Here is a 25,857-nt window from a genome sequence, read left to right as displayed (position 1 = left end):
ACGAAGGAGGGGAGTCCCATGGTTCAATTGCATCCGGTCCGCGCACGAACGTGGGATCCGGAAACATTCGGCGCCTGGCTGAACAAGCCCGTCGTCGAGCATCCAGAAACGAAAGTCGAAGAGGACTCGCTCACTTATCCGCAGCTGCTTGCACAGTTCCTGGGCACACCGCTCGATCCGGATGATTATTTCGCTTCGATGCACGAAGCGCTAGAAGCATCCGGCGGGCAGCTCATCCGGTTGTTCGACCGTTTGGATAAGCAGATCGACCAGGAGCGTCTGCGTGCACTGCAGGACCTATTCGAGATGAATAAGAAAGAGCGAGGCTTGACGCCGAACCGCATTGTCGCCTTCCTGGACGGCAAAGGGCTTCTGCCCAGACTGAAGGATGCTGGCCTCAACCGCAGGATCCGCATCGTCTTGATCGATGTGCTGAAAGCGTTCGAGGCGCAATCGGGGAGCGGAACAACGCATCCGACTTTCCGCCGTGTCGCGACCGACCTCGTGAAATGGATCTTCAATCATATCGAGAAAGAACTGGAGAACTTAACACTCCAAAAAGGGCTACCGGCATTTCTTTGGTATGGCCCGCCATCCGAAAGCGAAAAGTGGTTCTTGACATTCGCTGCCGCGTTCGGGTTCCATGTCGTCGTCTTCGACCCTGAAGGCAGCCGCTGGTTCGAAAGCGCAGTGTCCGGTGAAGCTCCACATACGCATAGCTTCCAAGTAATGGCGACGACCGTCCTGCCGTTCCCGGAAGAAAAGCCGGAGAGGGTCGGCACGGTCGCATACCGTGCGACGCAGGAAGTCGATCGTCTTTTGCACCACGATGATTCAGGTTTATATAAACCGTTCCAGTTCAAATCCTATTTGACGAAATCGATCCGGTTGAAGACGACCATCGATGAAGCCTTCATGCTTGCGAGAGAACGTGCGATGGTTCGTCCGGGCTTCAAAGTGGAAAGTGGAAGCGTCAACATTCCGGTCGTCTTCGCCAAGATTATGGGCATCGAGAAGGACCGGAAACGGTTTTGGGACAATATCCATAGTCTGACGGAACGTGAGGATACGAAGCTGATCCGTAGTTTCCCGGTCATCGAAGAGCGGAAAGGCAATCAGCAGTTCCATTACCGTGCAGCGCTTGGGCGCGACGGCAAGCTGGATCCGGAAAAGATGAAGGAATCGAATTGGTGGCGTTACGGCAAGCTGCCGGACGGGGTCCAGACCGCAATCGGTGCAGCGATTGCGCGCCATGTCGAGAAGCCGATTCTCCTGCCGCAAGCAGGCGAGTCGCTTGAAGATGTGAATCTATACGCGTTTTCGCAGTCGATGTCTTTGCCTGACACAGTCATCCAAAGCATCCAACTGTTCGATTACCCACAATTCGTCCCGACCTTCTTGTTCTATAACGAGGAGAAGGACGGGGAATTGAGCCGGCCGGATGCCAATGCGATTGCACTGATCCATGCGTTCGGACTTGACGTCATCGTCATCAATCCGCAAGGACACCAGGACGTAGAGCGGTGGATCGATCCGGAGATGATGGACACGCATTGGCTGGATGAGCGGAGCTTCAATGAGCCTTTCCGCGAACCATCCGTCGTGAAGAAAATTTTTAGAAAATGGCTATAATAGCGAAGGAGTGAGACCGATGACGAATATGATGCCAGATCAGATCGAACAGCAGGAATTGGTGATGAAAGACGAGAACCAATTGAAAGCGAAGTTGAAGAACGATCCGGAAGTGCTGCAGCTTGCAGCGAACATTGATCCGAAAAATCAGATTCAATTATTGGAGTTCGGACGCGAACCCGCGAATGAAATATCGGCGTTCACAGGAAAAGTCTTGAATTCCGTCCAGGCCAACAGCATGGAAGAATCAAGTGAATTGCTGAAGCAGCTCGGGAAAATCATGGACAAGTTCGACAAGAAGGATTTCGTCGAGAAGAAAGGGTTCTTGAACAAGATCTTCAACAAAGGCAACAAGATGATCGAGCAATTGTTCAATAAATATCAGACGATGGGCACGGAAATCGACAAAGTGTACGTGGAAATCACGAAGTATGAAGCGCAGATGAAAGATTCCACGACGACACTCGAGCAATTGTACGATCAAAACTTCAACTACTTCATGGAGTTGGAGAAGTACATCGCAGCGGGAGACGTCAAAGTCGAAGAGCTGAAAGCGAAAGAACCGGAAGTGCGCAAGCGTGCCGAAACCGGCGACCAGATGGCATTGATGGAGTTGAACTCCTTGCAGAACGCCATCGAGCTTCTTGAGCAGCGCGTCTATGACTTGGAAATGGCGAAGCAAGTGTCGTACCAGTCGGCTCCGCAGATCCGCATGCTCCAGCGCGGGAACACGAAGCTGATCGGGAAGATCAACTCGGCATTCGTTACGACGATTCCGATCTTCAAGACGGGCTTGATTAACGCAATCGCTGCGAAGCGTCAAAGTCTCGTAGCAGAGTCGATGAATGAGCTCGATCGCCGGACGAATGAAATGCTGTTGAACAATGCCAACGATATTTCTCGCCAGTCGGTCGATATCGCACGCATGTCCGGTCAGCCGAGCATCAAAATCGAAACGATCGAACAGACATGGGAGACGATCATGCAAGGCATGAACGATACGAAAGCGATCGAAGAAGAGAACCGCAAGATGCGTGAAGAAGGACGCTTACGCATCGAAGAATTGCAGAAGAAGTATGAAGACACGCAACGCAAATAAACCAGTGTAAACGGAGGAGAAGTACATGACAACGATCAACTTATCCAAAGGACAGAAAATTGATTTGACGAAAACGAACCCGGGATTGACGAAAGTGACGGTCGGTCTTGGATGGGATACGAACAAATACAGTGGCGGCGATGATTTTGATTTGGATGCATCGGTTTTCCTGACAGCTGAAAACGGCAAATCCCGTGGCGCGGAAGACTTCATTTTCTACAACAACTTAGTCGGCGCGAATGGTGCGGTTACGCACACGGGCGACAACTTGACGGGTGAAGGGGACGGCGATGATGAGCAAGTGATCGTCGACTTGCCGAACATCCCTGCAGACATCCATAAAGTGGTTTTCACGGTGACGATCCATGACGCTGAGAGCCGTGGCCAGAACTTCGGACAAGTGTCGAACGCGTTCATCCGCGTCTTGAACGAAAGCAACGGAGAAGAAGTCTTGCGCTATGACCTTGGCGAGGACTTCTCGATCGAAACAGCGCTTGTTGTCGGTGAAATCTACCGTCACGGCGGTGAATGGAAATTCAACGCAATAGGCAGTGGCTACCAAGGCGGCCTAGCTGCTCTTGTCAATGACTTCGGATTGGCTTAACTCACACGTTACGGAACTCCCCTGGAAACTTCTCCGGTGGGAGTTTTCTTTTTGCCGGAGTGAAAAAGCGGTTCGATTTTCAGCGAATTGAAAAATAAGCCGAAAGACATAGGCGGCGTGCAGGCAGTGAAGTTGCCGGAGCTGTAAACGTTTTCAAAAAAACCTGAATAATTATTCTATATTGACAATATTTTTTCGTCTGGCTATCATGGAAACAATTCGAGAATACGTGAACTATTGCGAAGGAGACAGGTAACTTGATCCGGGATCTTCAGAGAGCTGATGGGTGGTGGGAATCAGCGGTCCTGACAAGTTGCAGCACTCCGGAATAGATGGATTGAACTTCAGTAGATCCATCCGCTTCGTGCCCGTTACGCATGTGACCAATGAGACTGCTTGAATTGCAGTGAATTAGGGTGGTACCGCGAAAAAAAAGACTTTTCGCCCCTTGTAGCTAGAAGGGGTGGAAAGTCTTTTTTTCTTGCCCGAAACCAAAAGAGGAGATGTTGAATATGCTGATCGATCAACAGATTTTGAGAATTCCGGGACCTACACCAATTCCGCCGAGCGTCGAGCGGGCGATGATGCAACCAATGATGGGCCATAGAGGGAAGAAGACATCCGAACTGATTGCACGGATCCGTCCAGGCTTGAAACGTGTTTTCGGCACAGAACAGGAAGTGATGATTCTTGCGAGCAGCGGAACGGCGGCATTGGAAAGTGCTGTCGTCAATACAGTTGCTCCCGGCGAAGAAGTACTTGTCATCGTAACCGGTGCATTCGGCGACCGCTTCGCAAAAATCTGTAAAGCATACGACATCAACACACACGTCATGGAAATCGAATGGGGCAATGCACTCGATCCAGTGCAAGTCGCAGATTTCCTGAAAGAGCATCCGGCAGTGAAGGTCGTCTTGTCTACATATTGTGAAACATCGACGGGTGTGCTCAACCCGATCCGCGAGCTCGCAGGAGCGATGCGGGAAGTATCGGATGCACTGTTAGTCGTCGACAGCGTATCAGCTGCTGCAGGCGCGGAAACGAACATGGACGCGTGGGGCATCGACGTCGTCGTCACAGGCTCACAGAAAGCCTTTATGCTGCCACCAGGTCTCGCGTTCATCGCAGCGAGCGCACGCGCTTGGGAGAAAATCGAAGCGAACAAGCAGCCGCGCTTTTACTTGGACTTGAAAAAACATCGCGATAGCATCGTTAATAATACAACACCATTTACGCCGGCTGTTTCTCTCTTGTTTGGCTTAGAGCAAGCACTCGCTCTATTGGAAGAGGAAGGGTTGGAGCAAGTATATGCACGACATGAATTGATGAAGAACATGACACGCGCAGCATTCCGCGCACTCGATATCCCACTGTTGGCACCCGACGAGCACGCATCACCGACTGTTACGGCAGTGAAGCCGGATGACTTCGACGCTGTGGCATTCCGTAAGGTTTTGAAAGAGCAGTTCGCAGTGGAATTCGCAGGCGGCCAGCAACACTTGGCAGATTCAATTTTCCGTATCGGTCACATGGGCTTCTGTTCGCCGGTCGAAGTATTGCAAGCACTCGCAGCCGCAGAGCTCGCTATGATAAAAGTAGGAAAGAACATCGAGCTCGGTGCAGGTGTCCGTGCAGCGCAGCAAATGTATCTTCAGGAAGGGGAAGTGTGAGATGACATATCGGGTACTGATCAGTGATCCATTAAGTGAAGAAGGAATTTTTCCGCTGCGTGAAGCGGCGGACCTGGAAGTCATCGTCGATACGGGACTGGAACCGGCACAGCTGCTGGAACGCATCAAAGGGATGGACGCGTTGATTGTCCGCAGCCAGACGCAAGTGACGCGTGAAGTGATCGAAGCGGCAGACAAGCTGAAAATCATCGGCCGTGCAGGTGTCGGCGTCGACAACATCGACCTGGAAGCAGCGACCGAACAAGGAATCATCGTCGTCAACGCACCGGACGGCAACACGAACTCAGCGGCAGAGCACACGATGGCGATGCTCATGTCAATGGCGCGTAAGATCCCGCAAGCGTTCCATTCACTACGGAACGGCAACTGGGACCGCAAGTCGTACGTCGGCGTCGAGCTGAAAGGCAAGACGCTCGGTGTCATCGGCCTTGGCCGGATCGGAGCGGAAGTAACAGCGCGTGCGAAAGGACAGCGAATGGAAGTCATCGCGTACGACCCGTTCTTGACGGAAGAAAAAGCCGACAAGATGGGCGTCGCATTCGGAACGGTGGAAGACGTGCTGCGCGCTGCAGACTTCATCACTGTCCACACACCGCTTCTTCCAGAGACGCGCCATTTGTTGGACAAAGAGGCATTCGAACTGATGAAAGATGGTGTGCAGATCATCAACTGTGCACGCGGAGGCATCATCGATGAACAAGCATTGTATGACGCAGTGGTGAATAAAAAAGTCGCAGGCGCTGCGCTCGACGTGTTCGAGCAGGAGCCGATGGTCGACTTCCGCTTGCTGGATTTACCAGAAATCATCGCGACGCCGCATCTCGGAGCATCGACTGTGGAAGCACAGGAGAGCGTTGCAATTGACGTCAGCCGTGACGTCATCAGCTTCTTGACAGAAGGCATCGTTCGCAACTCAGTCAACTTGCCGTCTGTTCCGAAAGAAGCGATGGCGAAGATCGAACCATTCTTCGATTTGGCGGAACGCATCGGGGTGTTCTTGACCGATTTGACAGGGCATACGGCACAGGAAGTCCAGATCCGCTATACGGGTGAACTTGCCAATTCCGAAGTGGGACCACTGACGCGCAACTTGATCAAGGGATTGCTGAAACGCCATCTCGGACGTAACGTCAACGTCGTCAACGCCTTGTACTTGGCGGAGCACCGAGAAATCCGTGTCCAAGAAAGCAAGTCAACTGAAATGAAAGCTTACACGAATTTGATCACAGCAGAAGTGAAGACGAGGGCAGGCACGTGCAAAGTGTCGGCGACCTTGTTGAATGGACAAGGACCACGTATCGTCAAAGTTGATGATTACTTAGTGGATGTCGTGCCAAAAGGACATCTCCTATTCATCCGGCACAATGACCGCCCGGGTGTCATCGGACGCGTCGGAACGCTGCTCGGCACTGAAGATGTCAACATTGCAACGATGCAGGTTGGCCGCTCGAACGAAGGCGGAGATGCCATCATGATGCTGTCAATCGACAAAGGGGCAGGCGAAGAAAGCTTGGAACGTCTGCGCAAACTGGATGAAATCGTCACGGTACAGGCAATCGATCTGGAATGAACAATAAAACAATCGCCTTTCCAATGATGGAAAGGCGATTGTTTTATTTCTTGTTCGTCGCATTCAGCTCATCGAGAAGGGGAAGCAATTGGCTGAGATGCTGGATTTCGAATGTCGGTTCAGCTGGGCCCGTGACGGTTTTCTCTTCCCGGTTGATCCACACCGAGCGGATGCCTGCACGTCCAGCGCCGAGAATGTCCGTCATCAAATTATCCCCGACCATCAACACTTCGTCCGCTGAAACACCTGCTATATCGAGCGCATGGCGGAAAATGGCAGGATCAGGTTTTCCTTTCCCGAACCCACCGGAAATGATGATGTGGTCGAAATACGGAGAGATCTCCGGTGTAATGGTGAGTTTCTGCTGCTGGAGACCAGGCGAGCCGTTCGTCAGTAGCAATAGCGAATAACGCTCTTTCAAAGCATCGAGCACTTCGAAACTTTCTTCATAGACGAATGGATTCCGCTGCCGTGCTTCAATGAAATGGTCGGCCAGTTGTACGCCAAGTTCCGGCCGGTCAATGCCGATGCGCGCAAGTCCGCGTGTCCAGGCTTCACGCCGGTATGCGGGAACAATCTTTTTCATCTGCTGAAATTCAGTTCCTTCATCGTCGAAACTTCCCCAAAGCCCTTCGAACGGATTGATGCCGATCATGCGGGTGAACTCGTATGTATCGTACCCGGCGTAAAGGTCCGTCGCCTCTTCCCGCACTGCTTGCTCCAACCCAGCACAAGGCGTCCCCGTTTGTTCGGCTGCATAACGGCAAGTTTCATCGAATGCTGTTTGGACACTCTTCTTATCCCAGAGCAATGTATCATCCAAGTCGAAAAAAATTACTTTGATCAATTGTCCCACTCCTTTCTTAAAGTGTACTGTACTGCACGCGAAAATCAAAGAGCTGTCACAATCTCGGCGCAATCGGCGATTTTCAGATGATAAGATGGAGGGAAGGAGTGATAGCGATGACAACTTTTGAGACGCAAACAGGATTATGGGAAGAAGCAGCCGAATTCGTCTTTACATGCTACCACGAATGGGGGAAGAGCGAGGACGAAGCGAGAGCCCGCCTGGCGGAAGTTGCCGAGGAGATCAGAAAGACCGGAACCTATACGCACACATATGAAGAACTGGCGTACGGAGCGAAACTGGCATGGCGCAACAGCAACCGCTGCATCGGGCGGCTGTTCTGGGATTCGATGACGGTTTTTGATCGCAGGGAAGTGACTGATCCGACCCAAGCGTTCGATGCGCTTCATGAACATATGGAATATGCCTGGAACGGCGGGAAAATCCGTCCGGCGATTTCAATTTTTCCAGCTAAGCGGGCGGACGGTCCAACAATGCGCATCTGGAATCACCAATTGTATCGTTACGCAGGTTATGAGCGGGACGGGATAGTCGTCGGCGATTCGACTTCCGTTGCCTTCACCCGCATTTGTGAGGAGCTCGGCTGGAGGGGGGAAGGTACGCACTTTGACCTCTTGCCGCTTGTTGTAGGATATGAAGGGGAGCAGCCGATCTGGCGGGAGATTCCTTCTCACCTGGTGAACGAAGTGGAAATCGGCCATCCGGACATCGAAGGCTTTTCCTCTCTCGGACTGAAGTGGTACGCCATCCCGTTGATTTCAGACATGAAGCTTGAAGTCGGCGGCATTAAGTACGAGACGGCTCCGTTCAATGGCTGGTACATGGGGACAGAGATCGGCGCACGCAACTTGGCCGATGAAGACCGGTATGACCAATTGCCGAACGTGGCGGAAGTGATGGACATCCCAGCCACTTCCAACCGCTCGCTTTGGAAAGACAAAGCGCTCGTCGAATTGAACGTTGCCGTACTTGATTCATTCCAGCGCGCCGGTGTGACCATTGTCGACCATCACACAGCGGCAAAGCAATTCCAAAGCTTCGAGAAAAAAGAAGCGGCAGCGGAGCGTCCGGTGACAGGAAACTGGGCTTGGCTCATTCCGCCGCTGTCTCCGGCAACGACTCATGTTTTTCATAAACGGATTCTGAATACGATTGTGAAGCCGAATTATTTTTACCAGAAAGCGCCTTATTGATCGTGCTTGTTTGCCTGTGTTATCGTGCCATGCTTTTTCATTCGGATGATTTTGTATTATAATAGAACGAGTGAACGTTCTTCACATTCAAAGTTGAAAGAAAGTGGGAAACAGCATGGGACGCAAATGGAATAATATCAAAGAGAAAAAAGCATCGAAAGACGCCAGCACAAGCCGCATCTATGCGAAATTCGGCCGGGAAATCTACGTGGCTGCCAAGCAGGGCGAGCCCGATCCGGAATCGAACCAGGCACTGAAAGTCGTTCTTGAACGTGCAAAAACATATAGTGTACCAAAAGCCATTATTGACCGGGCAATCGAAAAAGCGAAAGGCGGTTCCGAAGAAAGCTACGACGAATTGCGTTACGAAGGCTTCGGCCCGAACGGTTCGATGGTCATCGTCGACACATTGACGAACAACGTCAACCGGACTGCATCCGACGTCCGCGCGGCATTCGGCAAAAACGGCGGCAACATGGGCGTCAGCGGCTCAGTCGCTTACATGTTCGACTTCACGGCAGTCTTCGGCATTGAAGGCAAGACCGCTGATGACATGCTTGAACTCTTGATGGAAGCCGACTTGGATGTCCGCGACATCATGGAAGAAGAAGAAACCGTCATCATCTACGCGGAAGCGGACCAATTCCACGCAGTTCAAGAAGCACTGAAAGCAAACGGCATCACGGAATTCACCGTTGCTGAACTGACGATGCTTCCGCAAAACGAGCTGGAATTGCCGGCAGATGCACAAGAACAATTCGAGAAAATGATCGACGCACTCGAAGACCTCGAGGACGTGCAGCAAGTTTATCATAATGTGGATTTGGGAGAATAAACCTCCACTAACATTTAGTAACCGCCAGAGCTCAATCTGGCGGTTGCTTTTTTGTTATAAAAAGAATTTTATAAATAGTTCGAAAATTGACTTGTAATTCAAAAACATAACACTTATACTATTTTTGAAACTGAGATTAAAAAATGTAAAGGCTTTCAAAAGTGGACGGAGGAGAACAAATGCTCAAGGAATTGTCACCAAAAGCTGCAAAACTCCAACGAGAATTACTAGCATTCATGGATACACATGTTTACCCGGCAGAAAAAGCCGTTGAAGAATATATGAGGACTGCAGAGAGCCGCTGGACAATCCCTCCAATCATCGAGGAATTGAAGGCGAAAGCAAAGAAACAAGGGTTGTGGAATCTTTTTCTGGATCACCCGGAATACGGAGCCGGCCTCTCGAATTATGATTATGCCCACCTCTGTGAAATCATGGGTCGTTCACTGATTGCACCAGAAATTTTCAATTGCAATGCCCCGGACACCGGGAACATGGAAGTTTTCGTGAAATACGGTACGGTACAACAGAAGAAGCAGTGGCTGGAGCCGTTGCTCGAAGGGAAAATCCGTTCTTGTTTCTCCATGACAGAGCCTGATGTCGCTTCATCGGATGCAACGAATATTCAAAGCAGCATCGTTCGTGACGGGGATGAGTACATAATCAACGCGAAGAAGTGGTGGACGACTGGCGCGATGGATCCGAGGTGTAAAATCGCAATTGTCATGGGCAAGACAGACCCGAATGCTGAAAAGCATAAGCAGCAATCGATGATTCTCGTACCGTTCGATACGCCGGGAGTTGAAATCATTCGTCCGCTTACGGTATTCGGCTACGATGATGCGCCGCAGGGACATGCGGAAGTTCACTACAAGGGTGTCCGCGTGCCATCAGAGAATATGTTGCTTGGTGAGGGACGAGGATTTGAAATTGCACAGGGACGTCTTGGGTCTGGTCGGATCCATCACTGCATGCGTGCAGTCGGTGCAGCGGAGAGAGCGCTGGAACTATTGTGCCAACGGGCGGAGAGTAGAGAAGCGTTCGGATCTGCTTTAGCTGACAAGGATGTCATCCGTGAAATTGTTGCAGAAAGCCGGATTGAAATCGAACAAGCTCGCCTTTTGACGTTGCACGCGGCACATAAAATCGATCAAGGAGGTACCAAAGCAGCACGGAAAGAAATTGCGATGATTAAAATTGCTGCCCCACGCGTTTCGATCAATGTCATTGATCGGGCGATGCAAGTATTCGGTGGTGCAGGTTTGTCGGAGGATTTCCCACTTGCTGCGCATTACGCAAATGCCCGCACACTTCGCTTAGTCGATGGACCGGACCAAGTCCACTTGCGTGATATCGGGAATTTGGAGTTCCGCGAACAAGGCAAGAAATCAGCGAAGGTGAAAAAATAGATGAGTGAGCTGATGAAATCTTGGCAAGTCGTTACTTTAGGAGAGCCAGATGAGGCATTACGACTAACAGATATGCAGAAGCCTGAACCTGGAGAAGGCGAAGTGTTGATCCGCGTAAAAGCTGCAGCACTTAATTTCTTCGACATCCTTCAATGTAAAGGAGAGTACCAAGAAAAGCCGGAGCTCCCTTTTACACCTGGTGCAGAAATTGCAGGAGAAATCACTGTGGTAGGAAGTGGCGTGACACTTCAACCGGGCACACGGGTACTAGCAACTCCTTCACTGCCAGCAGGTGGATTCAGTGAATGGATTATCGTAAAGGAATCCGAAGCTTTCCCAATTCCTGAAGAAATGTCTTACGAGGAAGCAGCGGCATTCTTCATCACATATCAAACAGCCTACTTCGCATTGAACCGAAGTGGTCGGTTGAAAAAAGGAGAAGTATTGCTCGTCCATGCAGGATCAGGCGGTGTCGGTTCTGCTGCAATCCAACTCGGAAAAGCAGCCGGGGCGAAAGTAATCGCGACTGCAGGAAGTGATGAAAAGGCGGAAGTATGTAGACAGCTCGGAGCGGATTTGGCAATCAACTACCGCACAGAAGGCTTTATTCCGGTTGTAAAGGAATGGACGAACGGCAAAGGAGCCGACGTCATCTTCGATCCGGTAGGAGGAGAGACTTTTGACCAATCACGCCGCTGCGTCGCTTTTGAAGGAAGGTTGTTGGTGATCGGCTTTGCGGGAGGGGAAATTGCTCAAGCACCAACGAATCATGCGTTAGTCAAAAACTATTCGATTGTGGGCATCCACTACGGACTTTTCCGAAAGCTGTATCCGAAAGAGACGGTGAAAGCGCACGAGAAGTTGGTGGCGCTATTCAAAGAAGGAGCAATTCGTCCACTTCTTTATAGTCGCAATACATTCGACAGGTTGCCTGAAGCATTACAGGAGCTTGGGAGCCGTAAAACATACGGGAAATTAGTACTGATAACTGAAGAGACAATGTAAGGCGGAACGGACAATTGACAAAGGGGGAAATGAATTTGAAACAAGTTGCAGTAGTTGGGGCAGGAACAATGGGGAATGGCATCGCGCAAATCGCGGCTGAAGGTGGATTTGATGTTGTATTATACGATAAAGATGCAGCAGGACTTGAGCGCGGCATCAAACGGATCGAGAAGACGCTAGCGCGCAATGTGGAAAAAGGAAAGCAAGACCAGCAAACAGCGGATGACATCAGAGGAAGAATGCATCCAACTGGCGACATCAACGAATTGAAAGATGCAGATTTGGTGATTGAAGCGATCATCGAGCAAATCGAGCCGAAGAAAGCGTTGTTGGCTGAACTAGATGTGGTGTGTAAACCTTCGACGATTTTCGCGACGAATACGTCTGGATTGAGTATTACGGAAATGGCAGCGGCAGTGAAACGAAGCAGCCAAGTAATCGGCATGCACTTCTTCAATCCAGTGCCTGTCATGCCACTTATTGAAGTCATCCGTGCGGAACAAACGGACGATGATACATTCACAACAGCTTTCAGAATGGCGGAGAAATTCAATAAGACGGCAATTGCTGTGAAAGAAGCACCACTTTTCGCAGTCAACCGTATTTTGACACCGATGATCAACGAAGCAATCTTTGTCCTCGATGAAGGAATCGCTTCTGCAGAGGATATCGACAAGGCGATGAAGCTCGGTGCGAACCATCCGATCGGACCGCTTGCCTTGGCGGATCTGATCGGCTTGGATACGATGCTGTTTGTCGTCGAGACGTTGTATGAAGAGACAAACGACTCGAAATACCGGCCGGCGCCATTGCTGAAGAAATATGTACGTGCTGGAAGACTTGGAAGAAAGAGCGGGCTAGGCTTCTTTAAATATGATTGAAGGGACAGGGAGACGTCTATGACCGAGCATATGGATAAAGCTTCTGAAGCAATTGATTGGCTTGGTGTAGAACGTTATTTGCATCAATCCATCCCCCATCTGCCAGCCGATGAAATGGTGGTCAAACAATTTTCGGAAGGCTATTCCAATCTGACTTATTTACTGGAAATCGGCGGTTGGAAAGGTGTTCTGCGGAGGCCGCCGTTTGGTGAAGTGCCTCCGAAAGCACATGATATGAAACGGGAGTTTCAAATTTTGGAGAAAGTCCATCCAATTTTTTCACTGGCGCCAAAACCATATGTGTATTGCGAAGATCTGGCAGTGATGGACAAGCACTTCTATGTCATGGAGAAGAAAGAAGGGATCGTTGTTGATCATGAACTGCCTGAAGGTTATGGCGGTTCGCGAAATTCGGGTCCCTTGATTTCAGCAGGTGTCATCGCGACGTTGATCCGCTTGCAGTCTGTCGATTATGAAAAAGCTGGAATGGTATCTATGGGGAAGCCGGCCAGATTTCTTGAAAGACAAGTGAGCGGCTGGATTCGTCGCTATGAACATGCAAAGACGCACGAGTATAGTCACCTTGGTGACCTTGAAGAATGGCTTCGGAGGAATCTTCCGGTAACGACGGAAACCACCATTGTCCATAACGATTTCAAGCTGAACAACATGGTTTTGGATACACACGTTCCAGGTTTAATTCATGGAGTGCTTGATTGGGAGCTCTCGACAATCGGAGATCCACTCTTAGATGTCGGCTCTTCCATCGTGTATTGGGGAGAAGCGGAAGACCCGGATATGGGAATCAACGTCGTGACAAACCAGCCTGGATTTTTCAGCAGACGTGAATTTGCAGAGGCGTATGCAAAGGAAAGTGGAAGAGATTTAACCGATATTAACTATTACGTATCATTCGGCTTCTATAAACTCGCGGTGATCCTGCAACAGATCCACCATCGCTGGAAAATCGGTGAGCAGAAAGATGAGCGTTTTGCACAACTGAACGTAGCGATCGCGAATTTATTCGAAATGGCTGAAGAAGTACGACTAGGAAAAATGTTATAAAGAATAGGCGTAAAGGTCTCGAATTTAAACTTATAGTTAAAATATAAACTCAGAGCGAAAAATCTATTGCAATTAAGAATGGTGGCTTGTAAGATAATGATAAGAATTAATTTTCTGACAATTTAGGGGGAGAAGTTTTATGAAAGCGTCTTTTTTAACGGAGGAACACGAGCTGTTTCGAAAATCACTGCGGAGAATGTTGGACAAAGAAGCATATCCACATTACCAGCAATGGGAGGACGACAAAGCTATTCCACGTGAGCTTTGGACGAAGCTCGGCGAAAATGGATTCCTGCTTCCTTGGGTGGAAGAAGAGTACGGCGGACTTGGACTCGACTTCTCTTATTCATTCATTTTGGTGGAAGAGCTTGAGCGTGTAGGTGTCGGCTTAGCGAGCGGAGTCTGTCTTCATTCGGATATTGTAAGCCCTTACATACAGTCTTATGGAACGGAAGAGCAGAAGCAGAAGTGGCTGCCTGGAAGTGTAACAGGCGAGCTAATCTCTGCAATTGCGATGACTGAGCCAGGTGCTGGGTCGGATCTCGCGGGCGTACAGGCGACAGCGAAACGTGAAGGAAATTACTATATCCTGAACGGGGAGAAGACTTTCATCACGAATGGTGGAAATGCGGATTACGTCGTCGTTGTCTGCAAGACCGATCCGAAAGCGGAGCCGGCATACCGCGGCATCAGCTTACTCGTTGTCGAGAAAGGCACTCCTGGATTCAAGCAAGGAAAGACACTTCATAAAATGGGGATGCACTCCGGAGACACAGCGGAACTTGTATTCGAAGATGCAAAAGTACCTGTGGAAAACTTGTTGGGAGAAGAAGGGAAAGGTTTCTACTACTTGATGGAGAAGCTGCAGCAAGAACGTCTTGTCGTAGCGTTACAAGTGCAAATCGAAGCGGAAGAGATGCTGCGCCTGACACTCGAATACGTGAAGGAGCGGAAAGCATTCGGTAGCCGCATCGCAGACTTCCAGAATACACAGTTCAAAATTGCGGAGATGGCGACAGAAATCGACCTTGGCCGTAACTACATCAATACGCTGACTGAAAAACACATCGCGGGCGAAGACATTGTGAAAGAAGTGTCCATGGCGAAATGGTGGATCAGTGAGATGGCGAAACGGGTGGCTGCGGAATGCCTGCAGTTGCACGGAGGCTACGGCTATATGGAAGAATACGAAATCGCCCGACGTTACCGTGATATTCCAGTAACGAGCATTTATGCTGGGACGACAGAAATCATGAAAAACATCATCGCTAAGAAAATTTTGAGTTAGGGGTGAGGGTTTGAAGCTAGCAGAAAAAAGAGCACTCAAGAAGAAGGAGGAAATTTTAAGGGCAGCCGCAGCGATCATCAATCGAGAAGGATACGCTGGAACGACCATGGAAGAAATCGCTGCCGACCTTCTGATGACCAAAGGAGCACTATATTACTACTACAAGAACAAGAGCGAGTTGTTGTATGAGTGCCACAACCTGGTGCTCTCCGCGGCAATCGAAGACCAGAAAGAAGTCCTTGAAAAAGGCGGGGATATCGAGGAAACGTTGATTACCATGATTGCTGTTCACTTGGACTACGCAATCGAAGAGAAAGAAGTTTTCAACCTTATCACGAAGCCTGACCAAGTATTTACAGAAAAACAATTGGAAGCAGCATTGAAATTACGGAGAACTTACGCTGGTTTGTTCGATCAAATTATCAATAAAGGAAATGAAGAAGGCCGATTTTCTTTGGAAGACCCCTTGATCGCCCGCATGATCATTCTGGGTTCGATGAACTGGATTCAACAGTGGTACCGGGGGGATGGCCGGATTTCGAAAGAGGAGCTGCAACGAATTTTTGCCAAGTACATTTTGAAATTATTAAAGTAAGGAGCTGGTCAGCATGTTCGTCACAGAGAAATTTCAGGAGAAAGTAACAAAACATCCGAATAAACTTTACACATCTTTCAATGGTAGAGAGATGACTTATGAGGAGTTCTTCGAGAAAGCGAAGAAAGTGGCTGCTTACTATCAAGACAAGGGCTACAAGAAAGACGATATCATCGCGCTGTATTCCTTGAACTCGGATGACTTCCTCGTTTGCTATTACGGGATTCAGCTAGGCGGCTTTACAGTCATGCCGGTGAATACGAAGCTGGCAGCTCCGGAAGTTCAATTCATCTTTGAAAACTCACAGGCGAAAGCGTTGATCTACGACGAGATAATCGTCGAAGTGATCGATAAAACATCGTTTAAATTCGAAGACACGGTCGTCATCGGTGAGGGTGAAAATACATTAGCAGGAATCGTCTCGAACGATCAGCTAGAATACAAGGAAACGAAACTGGAAGGCGATGATACAGCAGTCATCATGTACACGTCCGGCACGACGGGAAAACCTAAAGGAGTCATGCTGACGCATACGAACATCAAAGCTGCCGGCGAAATCTGGGCGGAAGCGATGAGCATTACGGAAGACGACCGGATGCTGGTCTCGACACCACTCTTCCACTGTGCGGCAAGCCACGTGTTTGTCGTACCAGTCAGTTATATGGGAGGAACTATTTTAATAGAAGAAGCTTTCTCTCCTGAAAAAACGATCAAGAACTTGGAGACCTTAGAGCCAACGATTTTCTTCGGTGTCCCAGCTATGTTCAGTATCATTTTGAACTTGCCGGATATCGGAAAGCTTGATTTGAAGAAATTACGGTTATTCGGTTACGGAGCGGCTCCGATGCCATACGAGCTTGTGAAGAAATTGAAGGAAACGTTCCCGAACGTCGCGTTGCAAAATCTTTATGGACAAACTGAAAACGCACCAGCTGCATCTTCTTTGAAAGATCATTTAGCACTTGAGAAAATCGGTTCAGTCGGAGAGATTTTGCCGCAAACGGATGTGAGAGTAGTAGATGAATTCGGCGAATCATTGCCTGTCGGACAAGTGGGAGAAATCGTTGTCAAAGGCCCACAAGTCATGAAAGGATATTTGCGCAATCCGGAAGCGACTGGAAAAGCGATTCAGAATGGATGGCTTTACAGTGGAGATTTAGGGAAGTTTGATGAAGATGGTCTCCTATACATCGTTGACCGGAAGAAAGACATGATCATCAGAGGCGGGGAGAACGTTTATCCGGTCGAGATCGAAGAAGTCCTCTACCAGATCCCACAAATCTTGGAAGCAGCAGTCGTAGGAGTTCCGCACGAAATTTATGGAGAAGTGCCGAAAGCTTATGCAGTAGTCAAAAAAGGGCAAGCGATTACAGAAGGAGAAATCAAAACATACTGTGGAACACAGCTGGCGAAATACAAAGTTCCTTTCGAAGTGGAATTCATGGACGAACTGCCGAGAAACGCATCAGGAAAAGTATTAAAGCATGCACTGCGCTCTAAAGAGACTGTAAATTGAAAAAACTAAAATAAAATCTAAGGAGGGTTTATATGAAAAAAGGTAAATGGATGTCTGTATTGTTGGCAAGTGCACTGGTACTTGGGGCTTGTGGGGGAGAAACGGGTTCTTCAGATGAACCGACAGCAAAAGCTGGAGAGACAATGAATTTAAGAGCGTCTTCCGGAGTCCCGGATAAGCACTTCTGGCATCGTGGATTCTTTGATCCATTAACGAAAGCTGTAGAAGAAGATTCAGACGGTCAAACCACGTTCGATATTTTCACTGCAGGCGAGCTTGTCACACTCGGTGGAGAATTGGATGCACTCAACTCTGGTCAGATGGATATTGCCTTAACATTGATGCCACCCTATGACCCACAGCGTTTCCCTTACACAGAAGTGGTTATGCTCCCGACTCTTGAGTCCGATGCAGGAATTGCAACGGAAGCGATGAGAAAAATGATGGAAAGCGATCGCGAAATCAAAGATGGAAAAACGTACTATGAATTGGAATTCGCTGATAAAGGGCTAGTCGCATTCGCAAATCCAGCGACAGAGCCATATGTTCTTTCAACAACTAAGCAAGAATTCGATAGTGTAGATGACTTCTCAGCTGCAATTCGCGTACGTACTGCTTCACGCGTACACGAAATTCTAGCTGACGAGCTTGGCATCACTGCTCAGTCTATGCCAATCTCTGACGCATACGATGCATTAAGCCGAAATGCTCTAGACGGCATTATTTACAACGCTCCGGACTGGATCGCTTTCGGACTTGATGAATTAATCAAGCACACGATCACTGGCGTCAACTTAGGACACTTCATCGGTCACACGGCGATGACGCAAGAAACTTGGGATTCTCTATCTCCTGAAGCACAGGAAGCATTCAAAACAAGATCAATCGAAATTGCTGCTGACGGTGCTGAATTGACAATGGGCGAAACGGAAGAAAACATCGCAGCAAACGAAGAAAAAGGTGGTCAAATCATTCACTTTGATGATGTATCACCAGAGGTTCATGAGAAATTGGAAGATGCAGTTGTTTCTTCATGGATTGATTGGATTGAGAACCTGGATTCTCAAGATCTAGGTGGTAAGGAAATGGCGTTGCTTTGGAGAGATATGCTTGTTGAATCAGGTGCGGTCCTTCCTCAAGCGGTTATGGATATTGAGTAATTTATAATGGGAGCTCTAGAGCTCCCATTTTTTTATAAGTTAGAGGGGGGACCGATAATGGAAAATATAATCATCATTGTTTCATTAGTTCTATTTTTATACTTCTTGATTGTAGGCCAGTACATCAGTTCATTAATGTTTTCCATCGGGATGATAGGTATCTTCCTCATTGGTGGAATGGATCTATTGAGCGGGTTCTTACAGAATGAACCTTTTGCTCGAACAGCTAGCTACGCATTGACGACAATTCCTTTGTATATCTTAATGGCACAATTCATTATGCAAGCCGGAATCGTCAAGGATTTATACAGTTTAATGTACACCCTCTCCAGAGGACGTCCAGGTCCACTCGGCGTAATGACAATCTTGCTCGGTGGTTTACTTGGTGGTGTATCCGGTTCTGGAACAGCGACTTCTGCAGCCCTCGGACAAATTGCAGTTCCTGAGCTACAAAAGAGAGGATATCCGGATCATTTGGCTGGCACAATTGCAGCTGCGGCAGGATCACTTTCAGCAATTATCCCGCCTAGTGTTATCTTAATTCTTTACGGAGTGGTAGCTCAGATTTCGATTGGCGAGTTATTTACAGCTGCACTTATTCCAGGAATTCTCCTAATGCTTGTTTTCTCTGTTCTCGTGATCATTTATTTGAGATTCAACAGTAAAGAATTAAAAGCTGCTTCACAAGAGTACGTAAGTGACAATGTACCAATCTCACGCTATTTCATCGTGACGATTCTTGGTGGAGCAATGGGAATCTCCATCTTCGGTGGGATTTACTTAGGGGTTTTCTCTCCTACAGAAGCTGGGGCAGTCGGTGCGTTCATCGCATTGATCATGGCGACAATTTTAGGGAAAATTAACTTGAATTTCTTCAAGACTTCGATGGTCGAGACAACGAAGATCACGGTTATGGCAATGTTCATCGTTGTCGGTGCATCATTGTTCGGGAAGTTCATTTCACTTTCACTTGTTCCTCGAAAAATCATCGATTTGCTTGGGCCAATCATGGATTCTCCGGTACTCGTGATTATCATAATCATGGTCTTTTACTTCTTCCTGTTCATGTTAATTGAGAGTGTTGCCGTTATTTTGATGACGGTACCGATCATTATGCCGATCGTTACAGCAATCGATGCGGATCCGGTTTGGTTCGGGATTATGTTAACGATCGTATGTACAGTCGGAATGCTTACACCACCGGTCGGAATCAGTGTTTATGCGGTGGGAGGCGTTACGGGAATCCCGATTGAACGATTGTTCAAGACATCGACGGTGTTTGCTGTCGTGGCAACGATTGTTGTCATCGGTCTATTGATTGTTTTCCCTGAAATAGTCACATGGTTACCAAGTCAGATGAGATGATAGAGGTGGATAATGAAAACGATAGAAAAGATTAGCAGCATATTTAGAAATGTTGGAAAGTATATAAGTGGAATTGCGATCCTTCTCATGATGCTCGTGATCGTAGCTGATGTGTTCATGAGGAATATTTTCGGGAATCCGATTTCGGGTACTTACGAAATCGTTCAATTTTTCCTGATGCCTATCGCGGTTTTCCCGGCACTTGGCTATGTTTACTGGGTTGGAGTTTTACCAAGATTATCGGAAATTGTAGCGAAAGCACCAAAAGGGTTCCGGAATGTGAATAGACTGATGATTCTTGTCATCGATTTAATCGTCTTTGTAATGCTGACGTATTACAGTGTACTCTTCGCGGTTTCTGGCTTTCAAAATAAGATGGCGATTCCAGTAGCCGGAGAGCTAATCAGTGTTTGGCCGATTTATTTCTTTGTTCCTCTAGGGTTCTTCTTTGTAGTATTGGAAGTACTTCTAAGATTCTTTAACAAACCTGAAGAACATCAAGAAGAAGTGGGGATTTAATCGGAAGTTCTTAAAAGAAAAGGAGAATCATAAAATGCAAAATGTTTACTTGATCGATGGTGCACGGACAGCCTTTGGCGGATTCGGAGGGGCGTTTGCAGGAACGGATGCAACGGAACTGGGGACGGCGACAGCGGTGGAGGCGTTGAATCGTTCCGGGGTGAAGCCGGAAGACGTGGACCATGTCATTTACGGGAATGTTATTCAATCGAGCGTGAATGGGGCTTATTTAGCGCGCCACATAGGGCTTCACGTGGGTGTGCCGAAAGAAGTGCCGGCGCTGACATTGAACCGCCTTTGCGGCTCAGGTGCGCAGTCGGTCGTCTCAGCGGCACAGCACATTTTACTCGGTGAGGCAGATATCGTCCTTGCTGGTGGGGCAGAGAACATGTCGATGGCGCCATACGCGAACTTCAAGCAACGCTTTGGCGGTTCGAAGATGGGCGATATGAAGTTCGATGATATGTTGCTTGCCACGCTGACGGATCAGTATACAGGAAGCGGCATGGGAATGACGGCGGAGAAGTTGAGTGAGCAACATGATATTTCGCGTGAAGAGCAGGACGCGTTCGCTGTGCAATCGAATCAGCGTGCGGCGAAAGCGGTGGAGAGCGGTATTTTCGCTGAAGAGATTGTCGCTGTGGAAGTGAAGGGGCGAAAAGGCTCGAAGCTCATCGATAAAGATGAGCACATCAAGCCCGAAGCGAGTGAAGAAAGCTTGGCGAAGCTGCGTCCGTCGTTCAAGAAGGATGGCACAGTGACAGCAGGGAACGCGTCTGGTATTAACGACGGGGCGGCTTCGGTCGTCGTTGCAGGTGAACAGGCAGTAGAGAAGCACGGCCTGAAGCCAGTCGCACGCATCGTTTCGTGGGGTGTCGCAGGTGTGGATCCGACAATCATGGGGATCGGTCCGGTTCCAGCAATCAAGCAAGCGCTCCAAAAAGCGGAATTGTCACTCAATGATATCGACCTGTTCGAAATCAACGAAGCCTTTGCCGCGCAGTATTTGGCGGTGGAAAAAGAGCTTGGACTCGATCGTGACAAAGTGAACGTCAACGGTGGTGCGATTGCGCTTGGGCATCCAGTCGGTGCGAGTGGGGCACGTATTCTGTTATCCGCTGCGTATGAGCTGAAGCGTCGCGGCGGTAAGTATGCGGTCGCCAGCCTTTGTATCGGCGGAGGCCAAGGGATCGCGGTGGTGATTGAGCATGTTTAAATTGCCAGTGATTGTTGCACCGATGTTTCTCGTCTCGACGCCTCAGATGGTCATTGAAGCAAGTAACGCAGGCGCAATCGGTTCTTTTCCATTATTGAATGCACGTCCTGTTGAGAAATGTGCAGAGTGGCTGCTGGAGATCAAGGAAGCGCTCGGCGAAAAGCCGTGGGCGGTCAACTTGATTTCCCACCGTGGATCGAACAAGCGTTACGATGACGACTTGGAGCTGATCCGTAAGCATCAGCCGCCGATTGTCATCACATCGCTCGGTTCGCCGGCAGATGTCATTGAAATCGTTCACGGGTACGGTGGACTCGTCTATTCTGACGTGGCAAATGTTCGCCATGCGAAAAAAGCGGCAGCAGGTGGAGTCGATGGCTTGATTCTTGTTTGTGCGGGAGCGGGCGGACACGGCGGTACGTTGAATCCGTTCGCATTCATCGCGGGCGTTAAGGAGTTCTACGATGGCACGATCATTTTGTCGGGTTCGCTGTCGACAGGACAAGACATCGCGGCTGCGCGCTTGATGGGCGCTGATTATGCTTATATGGGAACGCGTTTCTTGGCAGCGGAAGAAAGCAATGCGCCGGAAGAATACAAGGACATGGTCATCGAATCGACAATCGAAGACGTCCTTTACACGGATTCGTTCAGTGGTGTACACGCCAACATCCTCATTCCGAGTCTCATCAAGCAAGGAATCGATCCGAAGGAATTGAAGCCAAAGGATGAAATCGATTTGTCCCACCTCGTTGATGTGAAGGCCTGGCGTGATATATGGTCGGCAGGTCAAGGCGTGACGACGATTACGAAACGAGAGACGATGAAGGAGATCATCGAGGCCCTGAACAAGGAGTACGAGGAAGGGGTGCAGGAGCTTGTACGAAACGATTAAAACCGATCTGAAGGACGGCATTTTGACGTTGGCGCTTGACCGTCCGGAGCAGATGAACGCCTATACGTATAAGATGAACGAGGAATTGATCGACTTTTATAAGAAAGTGAATGCTGATGATGAAGTGCGCGTTATTGTCGTAACAGGGAGCGGCCGTGCATTCTGTGCAGGGATGGACCTGTCCACGGGCGGAGATGCCTTTGCGACCGAGAAGTCGGCTGAGGACTTCCGGGACATCGGTGGTGTGGCGAGTCTTCGGACGTATGAGCTTGAAAAGCCGATCATCGCGGCGATCAACGGGCCAGCGGTAGGAATTGGTTTGACGATGACGTTGCCGATGGATATCCGCATCATCAAGAAAGATGTGAAGATCGGCTTCGTGTTTAACCGCCGTGGTGTTGGTCCTGAAGCAGGCTCTGGTTGGTTCTTGCCGCGTCTTGTCGGCATCGGGAAAGCATTGGAGTGGACGCTGACGGGCAGATACATACCGACTGATGAAGCGCTTGCGAACGGCCTTGTACAATACGTGGAGGACGATCCACTTGCGAAGGCGTATGAAATTGCCCGGGAAATTGCGGACAATACAGCTGCGACTTCCAGCCGTTATGCGCGTCAATTGATGTGGCGTATGCTCGGGGAAAATCATCCGGAAGCATCGCACTTGATCGAATCGAAGTTTTACCACTGGGCAGGAAGCAACAAAGATGCAGAGGAGGGCATACAGTCCTTTATCGAGAAGCGTCCGGCGAAGTTTCCGCTGAAAGCCAGTGAAATGCCGGATTTCTTTAAATGATGACGTAACGGAAGGCTTTGCTGCTCGAGGAAGACGAGTGGTGAAGCCTTATTTTTATGGACAATTGCTGATTTTGAAGTGGTATACTGTTCAGTAATCATGTTCCAGCGTTCTAGTTGGCAGGAACAAATTAAGAATTGGCGGTGGATGATATGGAAGTCAAAAATCTGGAAACATCATTAGATGAGGTTAAAAAGCGTTTTACGGACAGTCCGTTCTTCAAGAATATGGGATTTAAAATGCTTGAGTTCAGCGAGGAAAAGGTCTTGCTGAAACTATCTGTCAAAGAGGAGTTCATGAACGTCAACGGGACGCTGCACGGCGGAATTCACGCATCGATGCTCGACCAAGTATTCGGCATGGCGGTACAAGCTGCGACGAAGTCAACATGTGCAACGATAAATTTGAATATCAATTATCTGGCTTCGAGCGGAACCGGAGATGTTTTCGCAACCGCGCGCATCCTCCAGCAAGGATACCGTACCGTCATACTTGAAGGTGAGCTGTTCGAAGAAGGCGGAAAGAAGCTGGCACATGGGACGGGGACGTTTAAGGTGTTTCGGAGCTGATAGGCAATCAATCAAAGGAATAAACTGGGCGATGTCGCAGACGAAAAGAACGTCTCTGACACCGCTTTTTTGTTTGGATGGAGAACAGGCGCAAATGACCGATTTGCGTTAAACTGAAAGAAGATAAGAAATCAAAGTAACGACTAATTAGGAGGCAATCATGAACAGTTTTATCGTTATGCAGGGAGAAACGTATCATGAAGAACGGGAAGCTGGCATTCTTTGGACACCGCAGATCGATAAATCCGGGATGGTGCCGCATTCATGGAGACGCATGCAGGAGCTGGAACGAGGCGATCTAGTCTTCCATTACAGCAGAGGATACATCGTGGCGGTCAGTCTCTTACGGGAGGCGTGCCGGACAGGACGTGTGCCAGGGCATCCAGATGCGGCCTTTGTTGCGGAGACGGCTTATCGTGAATTGGAATTCCCTGTGCTCGTGAAGGATCATTTCAAGGCGATCCAGCCTTATTTGCCGGTCAAATATTCGGCGTTTCAGGAAGATGCGAACGGCAACTCGGGCTATTTGTATCCGTGTAATGAAGAGTTGGCCATTCGGTTGTTGGAACTCATCAGCAGCTTGAACGTCTTTATGGTGGAAGACGAACAATTAGAGCTGGCGATCGAAGTCGTCAAAAGAACGAAGCACAATCCATTGTTGACGCTGATTGCTGAGATGGAACTGGAAATCAAGACGAAGATGCGCCTTGGAAGAGAGCAGTTCGAGAAAAGCCTTCAGCCGCTTTGGGCAGATGAGTGTGCGTTATGTGGATTTGCGCTTGAAGAAGCGTTGACGACGACTTATGCGAAACCTTGGAAAGACAGCACGGATGCGGAACGACTAGATCCGTATAATGGCATCTTGCTGTGTGCGAACCATGCAGCGTTGTTCCAGTCCGGCTTGATCGCATTCACGGGTGCAGGAAGTCTGCGCGTCGCGAGCCGTATTCCGGAAACGGATTATGCGAAGTACGGATTAGGTAAATATGCGAAAGTTGCTGTGGCGCCTGAACATGCGTCTTATTTCCGTTGGCATAAGCGGAATATCTTCGTCGAACCGCGCAAAGTGAAGCTGGCGAAGCCGGCAGAGGCTGGGCTGTTCGATGCGCAAGAGAAGGAAGACAGAGCGACTTCGTTCATCTTTGATATGGACGGAACACTGTTCCGGACTGACTTGATTTTGGAACGGTCGCTTGAAAATACATTCGACTGGCTGCGTGAACAAGGGCAATGGACGGGCAGGACGCCGATCGACCGTTATCGTGAGATCATGGGCGTGCCGCTGCCGACAGTGTGGGAAACGTTGTTACCGGAGCACACGCTGGACTTGCGCGAGCAGGTGAATGCAATATTCCATGAACGGCTGATCCACAACATCCAAAGTGGAACGGGTGCGCTTTATCCGAACGTGGAGGAGCTGTTCGCCTCCTTGAAAGCGGAAGGGCACACGATTTATATCGCAAGCAATGGAATGGCCGCTTATTTGTCGGCGATTGTCGAGCAGTACGACCTTGACCGATGGGTAACCGAGACGTTCAGCATCGAACAGATCGATTCATTGGATAAAGGCGTATTGATCGGAGAAATCGTGAAGAAATATGGCATTACAGATGGTGCTGTCATCGGGGATCGGCTGTCCGATATCCGCGCGGCCAAAGCGAACGGCCTGACCGCTGTCGGTTGCCGTTTCCATTTCGCCCAGGAAGCGGAATTGGCCGAAGCGGACTGCGTGATCGAAGACCTGCTGGATTTGCAGGAGTCGTTGACGAGCATCTAGAAAGCTTTTGGCAGGAAGAAAGGAATGAATGCGATGAGAGACGTTTGGGAAGTGAAATATAAAGGACATACGATCCGCGTGGAAAACACGTGGGGAGGCGAACAGCTTTTTGTCGATGGTGTTTTGCAGGATGAGCAGGTCGGCTTGCGCCTCAGTTCGCGTTTGTACGGGAACTTGAAAAACGAAAAGGGAGAGATGGAGAACATCAAAGTATCCATCGGCTCAACTTTCCTGAAAATGCAATGCAGGATTTTCGTTGCGGATCAATTAATCTATTCGACTGAAATGGAATAAACTGAATGAGAAAAGAAG

The 25,857-nt window shown here is 49.1% G+C and carries 24 protein-coding genes and 1 other annotated feature; of the genes, 23 read left to right on the top strand and 1 reads right to left on the bottom strand.

What is annotated here, in order from left to right; translation table 11 throughout:
• Positions 1-18: 18 nt before the first annotated feature.
• The 5 genes from GIW82_RS08005 to serA all read left to right on the top strand — a co-directional run bounded on the left by GIW82_RS08005 (position 19) and on the right by serA (position 6,596).
• Positions 19-1,632, top strand: a complete 1,614-nt coding sequence (locus GIW82_RS08005; protein ID WP_154749311.1) for a YceG family protein — start codon at positions 19-21, stop codon at positions 1,630-1,632.
• Between the two features lie 19 nt (positions 1,633-1,651).
• Complete coding sequence (locus tag GIW82_RS08000) at positions 1,652-2,731, top strand: toxic anion resistance protein (RefSeq protein ID WP_154749310.1); 1,080 nt, start codon at positions 1,652-1,654, stop codon at positions 2,729-2,731.
• A gap of 25 nt (positions 2,732-2,756) precedes the next feature.
• Positions 2,757-3,335 carry a TerD family protein gene (locus tag GIW82_RS07995; RefSeq protein WP_154749309.1) on the top strand — a complete coding sequence of 193 codons (579 nt, stop codon included), beginning with the start codon at positions 2,757-2,759 and terminating at the stop codon, positions 3,333-3,335.
• 230 nt (positions 3,336-3,565) lie between these two features.
• Positions 3,566-3,787 (top strand) — a binding site (T-box leader).
• A gap of 60 nt (positions 3,788-3,847) precedes the next feature.
• Positions 3,848-5,005, top strand: a complete 1,158-nt coding sequence (locus tag GIW82_RS07990; protein ID WP_154749308.1) for a pyridoxal-phosphate-dependent aminotransferase family protein — start codon at positions 3,848-3,850, stop codon at positions 5,003-5,005.
• A gap of 1 nt (position 5,006) precedes the next feature.
• The gene (gene serA, locus GIW82_RS07985; protein WP_154749307.1) at positions 5,007-6,596 is read left to right on the top strand and encodes a phosphoglycerate dehydrogenase; all 1,590 of its coding nucleotides are present in this window, start codon (positions 5,007-5,009) and stop codon (positions 6,594-6,596) included.
• Between the two features lie 43 nt (positions 6,597-6,639).
• On the opposite strand, the gene GIW82_RS07980 is transcribed toward serA, so the two are convergent.
• Entirely contained in the window at positions 6,640-7,443 is an 804-nt protein-coding gene (locus tag GIW82_RS07980) for an HAD family hydrolase (protein ID WP_154749306.1), read from the bottom strand.
• A gap of 116 nt (positions 7,444-7,559) precedes the next feature.
• On the opposite strand from GIW82_RS07980, the gene GIW82_RS07975 reads away from it, so the two are divergent.
• The 18 genes from GIW82_RS07975 to GIW82_RS07885 all read left to right on the top strand — a co-directional run bounded on the left by GIW82_RS07975 (position 7,560) and on the right by GIW82_RS07885 (position 25,839).
• Positions 7,560-8,657 carry a nitric oxide synthase oxygenase gene (locus GIW82_RS07975; RefSeq protein ID WP_154749305.1) on the top strand — a complete coding sequence of 366 codons (1,098 nt, stop codon included), beginning with the start codon at positions 7,560-7,562 and terminating at the stop codon, positions 8,655-8,657.
• Positions 8,658-8,772: 115 nt separating this feature from the next.
• Positions 8,773-9,492: a YebC/PmpR family DNA-binding transcriptional regulator gene (locus GIW82_RS07970; protein WP_154749304.1), complete on the top strand. Its 720-nt coding sequence runs from the start codon at positions 8,773-8,775 to the stop codon at positions 9,490-9,492.
• Between the two features lie 179 nt (positions 9,493-9,671).
• Positions 9,672-10,901, top strand: a complete 1,230-nt coding sequence (locus tag GIW82_RS07965) for an acyl-CoA dehydrogenase family protein (RefSeq protein ID WP_154749303.1) — start codon at positions 9,672-9,674, stop codon at positions 10,899-10,901.
• Positions 10,902-10,913: 12 nt separating this feature from the next.
• Entirely contained in the window at positions 10,914-11,906 is a 993-nt protein-coding gene (locus tag GIW82_RS07960; RefSeq protein WP_154749661.1) for an NADPH:quinone oxidoreductase family protein, read from the top strand.
• 29 nt (positions 11,907-11,935) lie between these two features.
• Positions 11,936-12,787, top strand: coding sequence for a 3-hydroxyacyl-CoA dehydrogenase NAD-binding domain-containing protein (locus GIW82_RS07955; protein ID WP_230309251.1), 852 nt, complete (start codon positions 11,936-11,938; stop codon positions 12,785-12,787).
• Between the two features lie 30 nt (positions 12,788-12,817).
• Complete coding sequence (locus GIW82_RS07950; protein WP_154749660.1) at positions 12,818-13,852, top strand: phosphotransferase family protein; 1,035 nt, start codon at positions 12,818-12,820, stop codon at positions 13,850-13,852.
• Between the two features lie 139 nt (positions 13,853-13,991).
• Positions 13,992-15,140 carry an acyl-CoA dehydrogenase family protein gene (locus GIW82_RS07945; RefSeq protein ID WP_154749301.1) on the top strand — a complete coding sequence of 383 codons (1,149 nt, stop codon included), beginning with the start codon at positions 13,992-13,994 and terminating at the stop codon, positions 15,138-15,140.
• A 10-nt stretch (positions 15,141-15,150) separates the two neighbouring features.
• A complete protein-coding gene (locus tag GIW82_RS07940) occupies positions 15,151-15,735 on the top strand; it encodes a TetR/AcrR family transcriptional regulator (RefSeq protein WP_154749300.1) in 585 nt (194 codons plus the stop codon).
• A 13-nt stretch (positions 15,736-15,748) separates the two neighbouring features.
• Entirely contained in the window at positions 15,749-17,251 is a 1,503-nt protein-coding gene (locus tag GIW82_RS07935) for a class I adenylate-forming enzyme family protein (protein WP_154749299.1), read from the top strand.
• A gap of 32 nt (positions 17,252-17,283) precedes the next feature.
• Positions 17,284-18,411 (top strand): TRAP transporter substrate-binding protein, encoded by a 1,128-nt coding sequence (locus tag GIW82_RS07930; RefSeq protein ID WP_154749298.1) that lies wholly within the window; start codon positions 17,284-17,286, stop codon positions 18,409-18,411.
• A gap of 57 nt (positions 18,412-18,468) precedes the next feature.
• Entirely contained in the window at positions 18,469-19,776 is a 1,308-nt protein-coding gene (locus GIW82_RS07925; protein WP_154749297.1) for a TRAP transporter large permease, read from the top strand.
• 12 nt (positions 19,777-19,788) lie between these two features.
• Entirely contained in the window at positions 19,789-20,295 is a 507-nt protein-coding gene (locus GIW82_RS07920; RefSeq protein WP_154749296.1) for a TRAP transporter small permease, read from the top strand.
• Between the two features lie 34 nt (positions 20,296-20,329).
• Positions 20,330-21,511 (top strand): acetyl-CoA C-acetyltransferase, encoded by a 1,182-nt coding sequence (locus GIW82_RS07915; RefSeq protein ID WP_154749295.1) that lies wholly within the window; start codon positions 20,330-20,332, stop codon positions 21,509-21,511.
• Positions 21,504-22,406 carry an NAD(P)H-dependent flavin oxidoreductase gene (locus GIW82_RS07910; RefSeq protein WP_154749294.1) on the top strand — a complete coding sequence of 301 codons (903 nt, stop codon included), beginning with the start codon at positions 21,504-21,506 and terminating at the stop codon, positions 22,404-22,406. The genes GIW82_RS07915 and GIW82_RS07910 overlap by 8 nt, the downstream gene beginning before the upstream one ends.
• Positions 22,390-23,199 (top strand): enoyl-CoA hydratase-related protein, encoded by an 810-nt coding sequence (locus GIW82_RS07905; RefSeq protein WP_154749293.1) that lies wholly within the window; start codon positions 22,390-22,392, stop codon positions 23,197-23,199. The genes GIW82_RS07910 and GIW82_RS07905 overlap by 17 nt, the downstream gene beginning before the upstream one ends.
• Before the next feature lie 152 nt (positions 23,200-23,351).
• Positions 23,352-23,768: a PaaI family thioesterase gene (locus GIW82_RS07900; protein ID WP_154749292.1), complete on the top strand. Its 417-nt coding sequence runs from the start codon at positions 23,352-23,354 to the stop codon at positions 23,766-23,768.
• 160 nt (positions 23,769-23,928) lie between these two features.
• Positions 23,929-25,545, top strand: coding sequence for an HAD family hydrolase (locus tag GIW82_RS14870; RefSeq protein WP_230309243.1), 1,617 nt, complete (start codon positions 23,929-23,931; stop codon positions 25,543-25,545).
• 33 nt (positions 25,546-25,578) lie between these two features.
• Complete coding sequence (locus GIW82_RS07885; protein ID WP_154749658.1) at positions 25,579-25,839, top strand: hypothetical protein; 261 nt, start codon at positions 25,579-25,581, stop codon at positions 25,837-25,839.
• Positions 25,840-25,857: the final 18 nt, after the last annotated feature.

The organism is Planomicrobium sp. YIM 101495, from assembly GCF_009707665.1.
Lineage (GTDB): Bacteria > Bacillota > Bacilli > Bacillales_A > Planococcaceae > Planococcus.
Note: the sequence above shows the minus strand (reverse complement) of the source record. Positions and strands in the feature narration are given on the sequence as shown.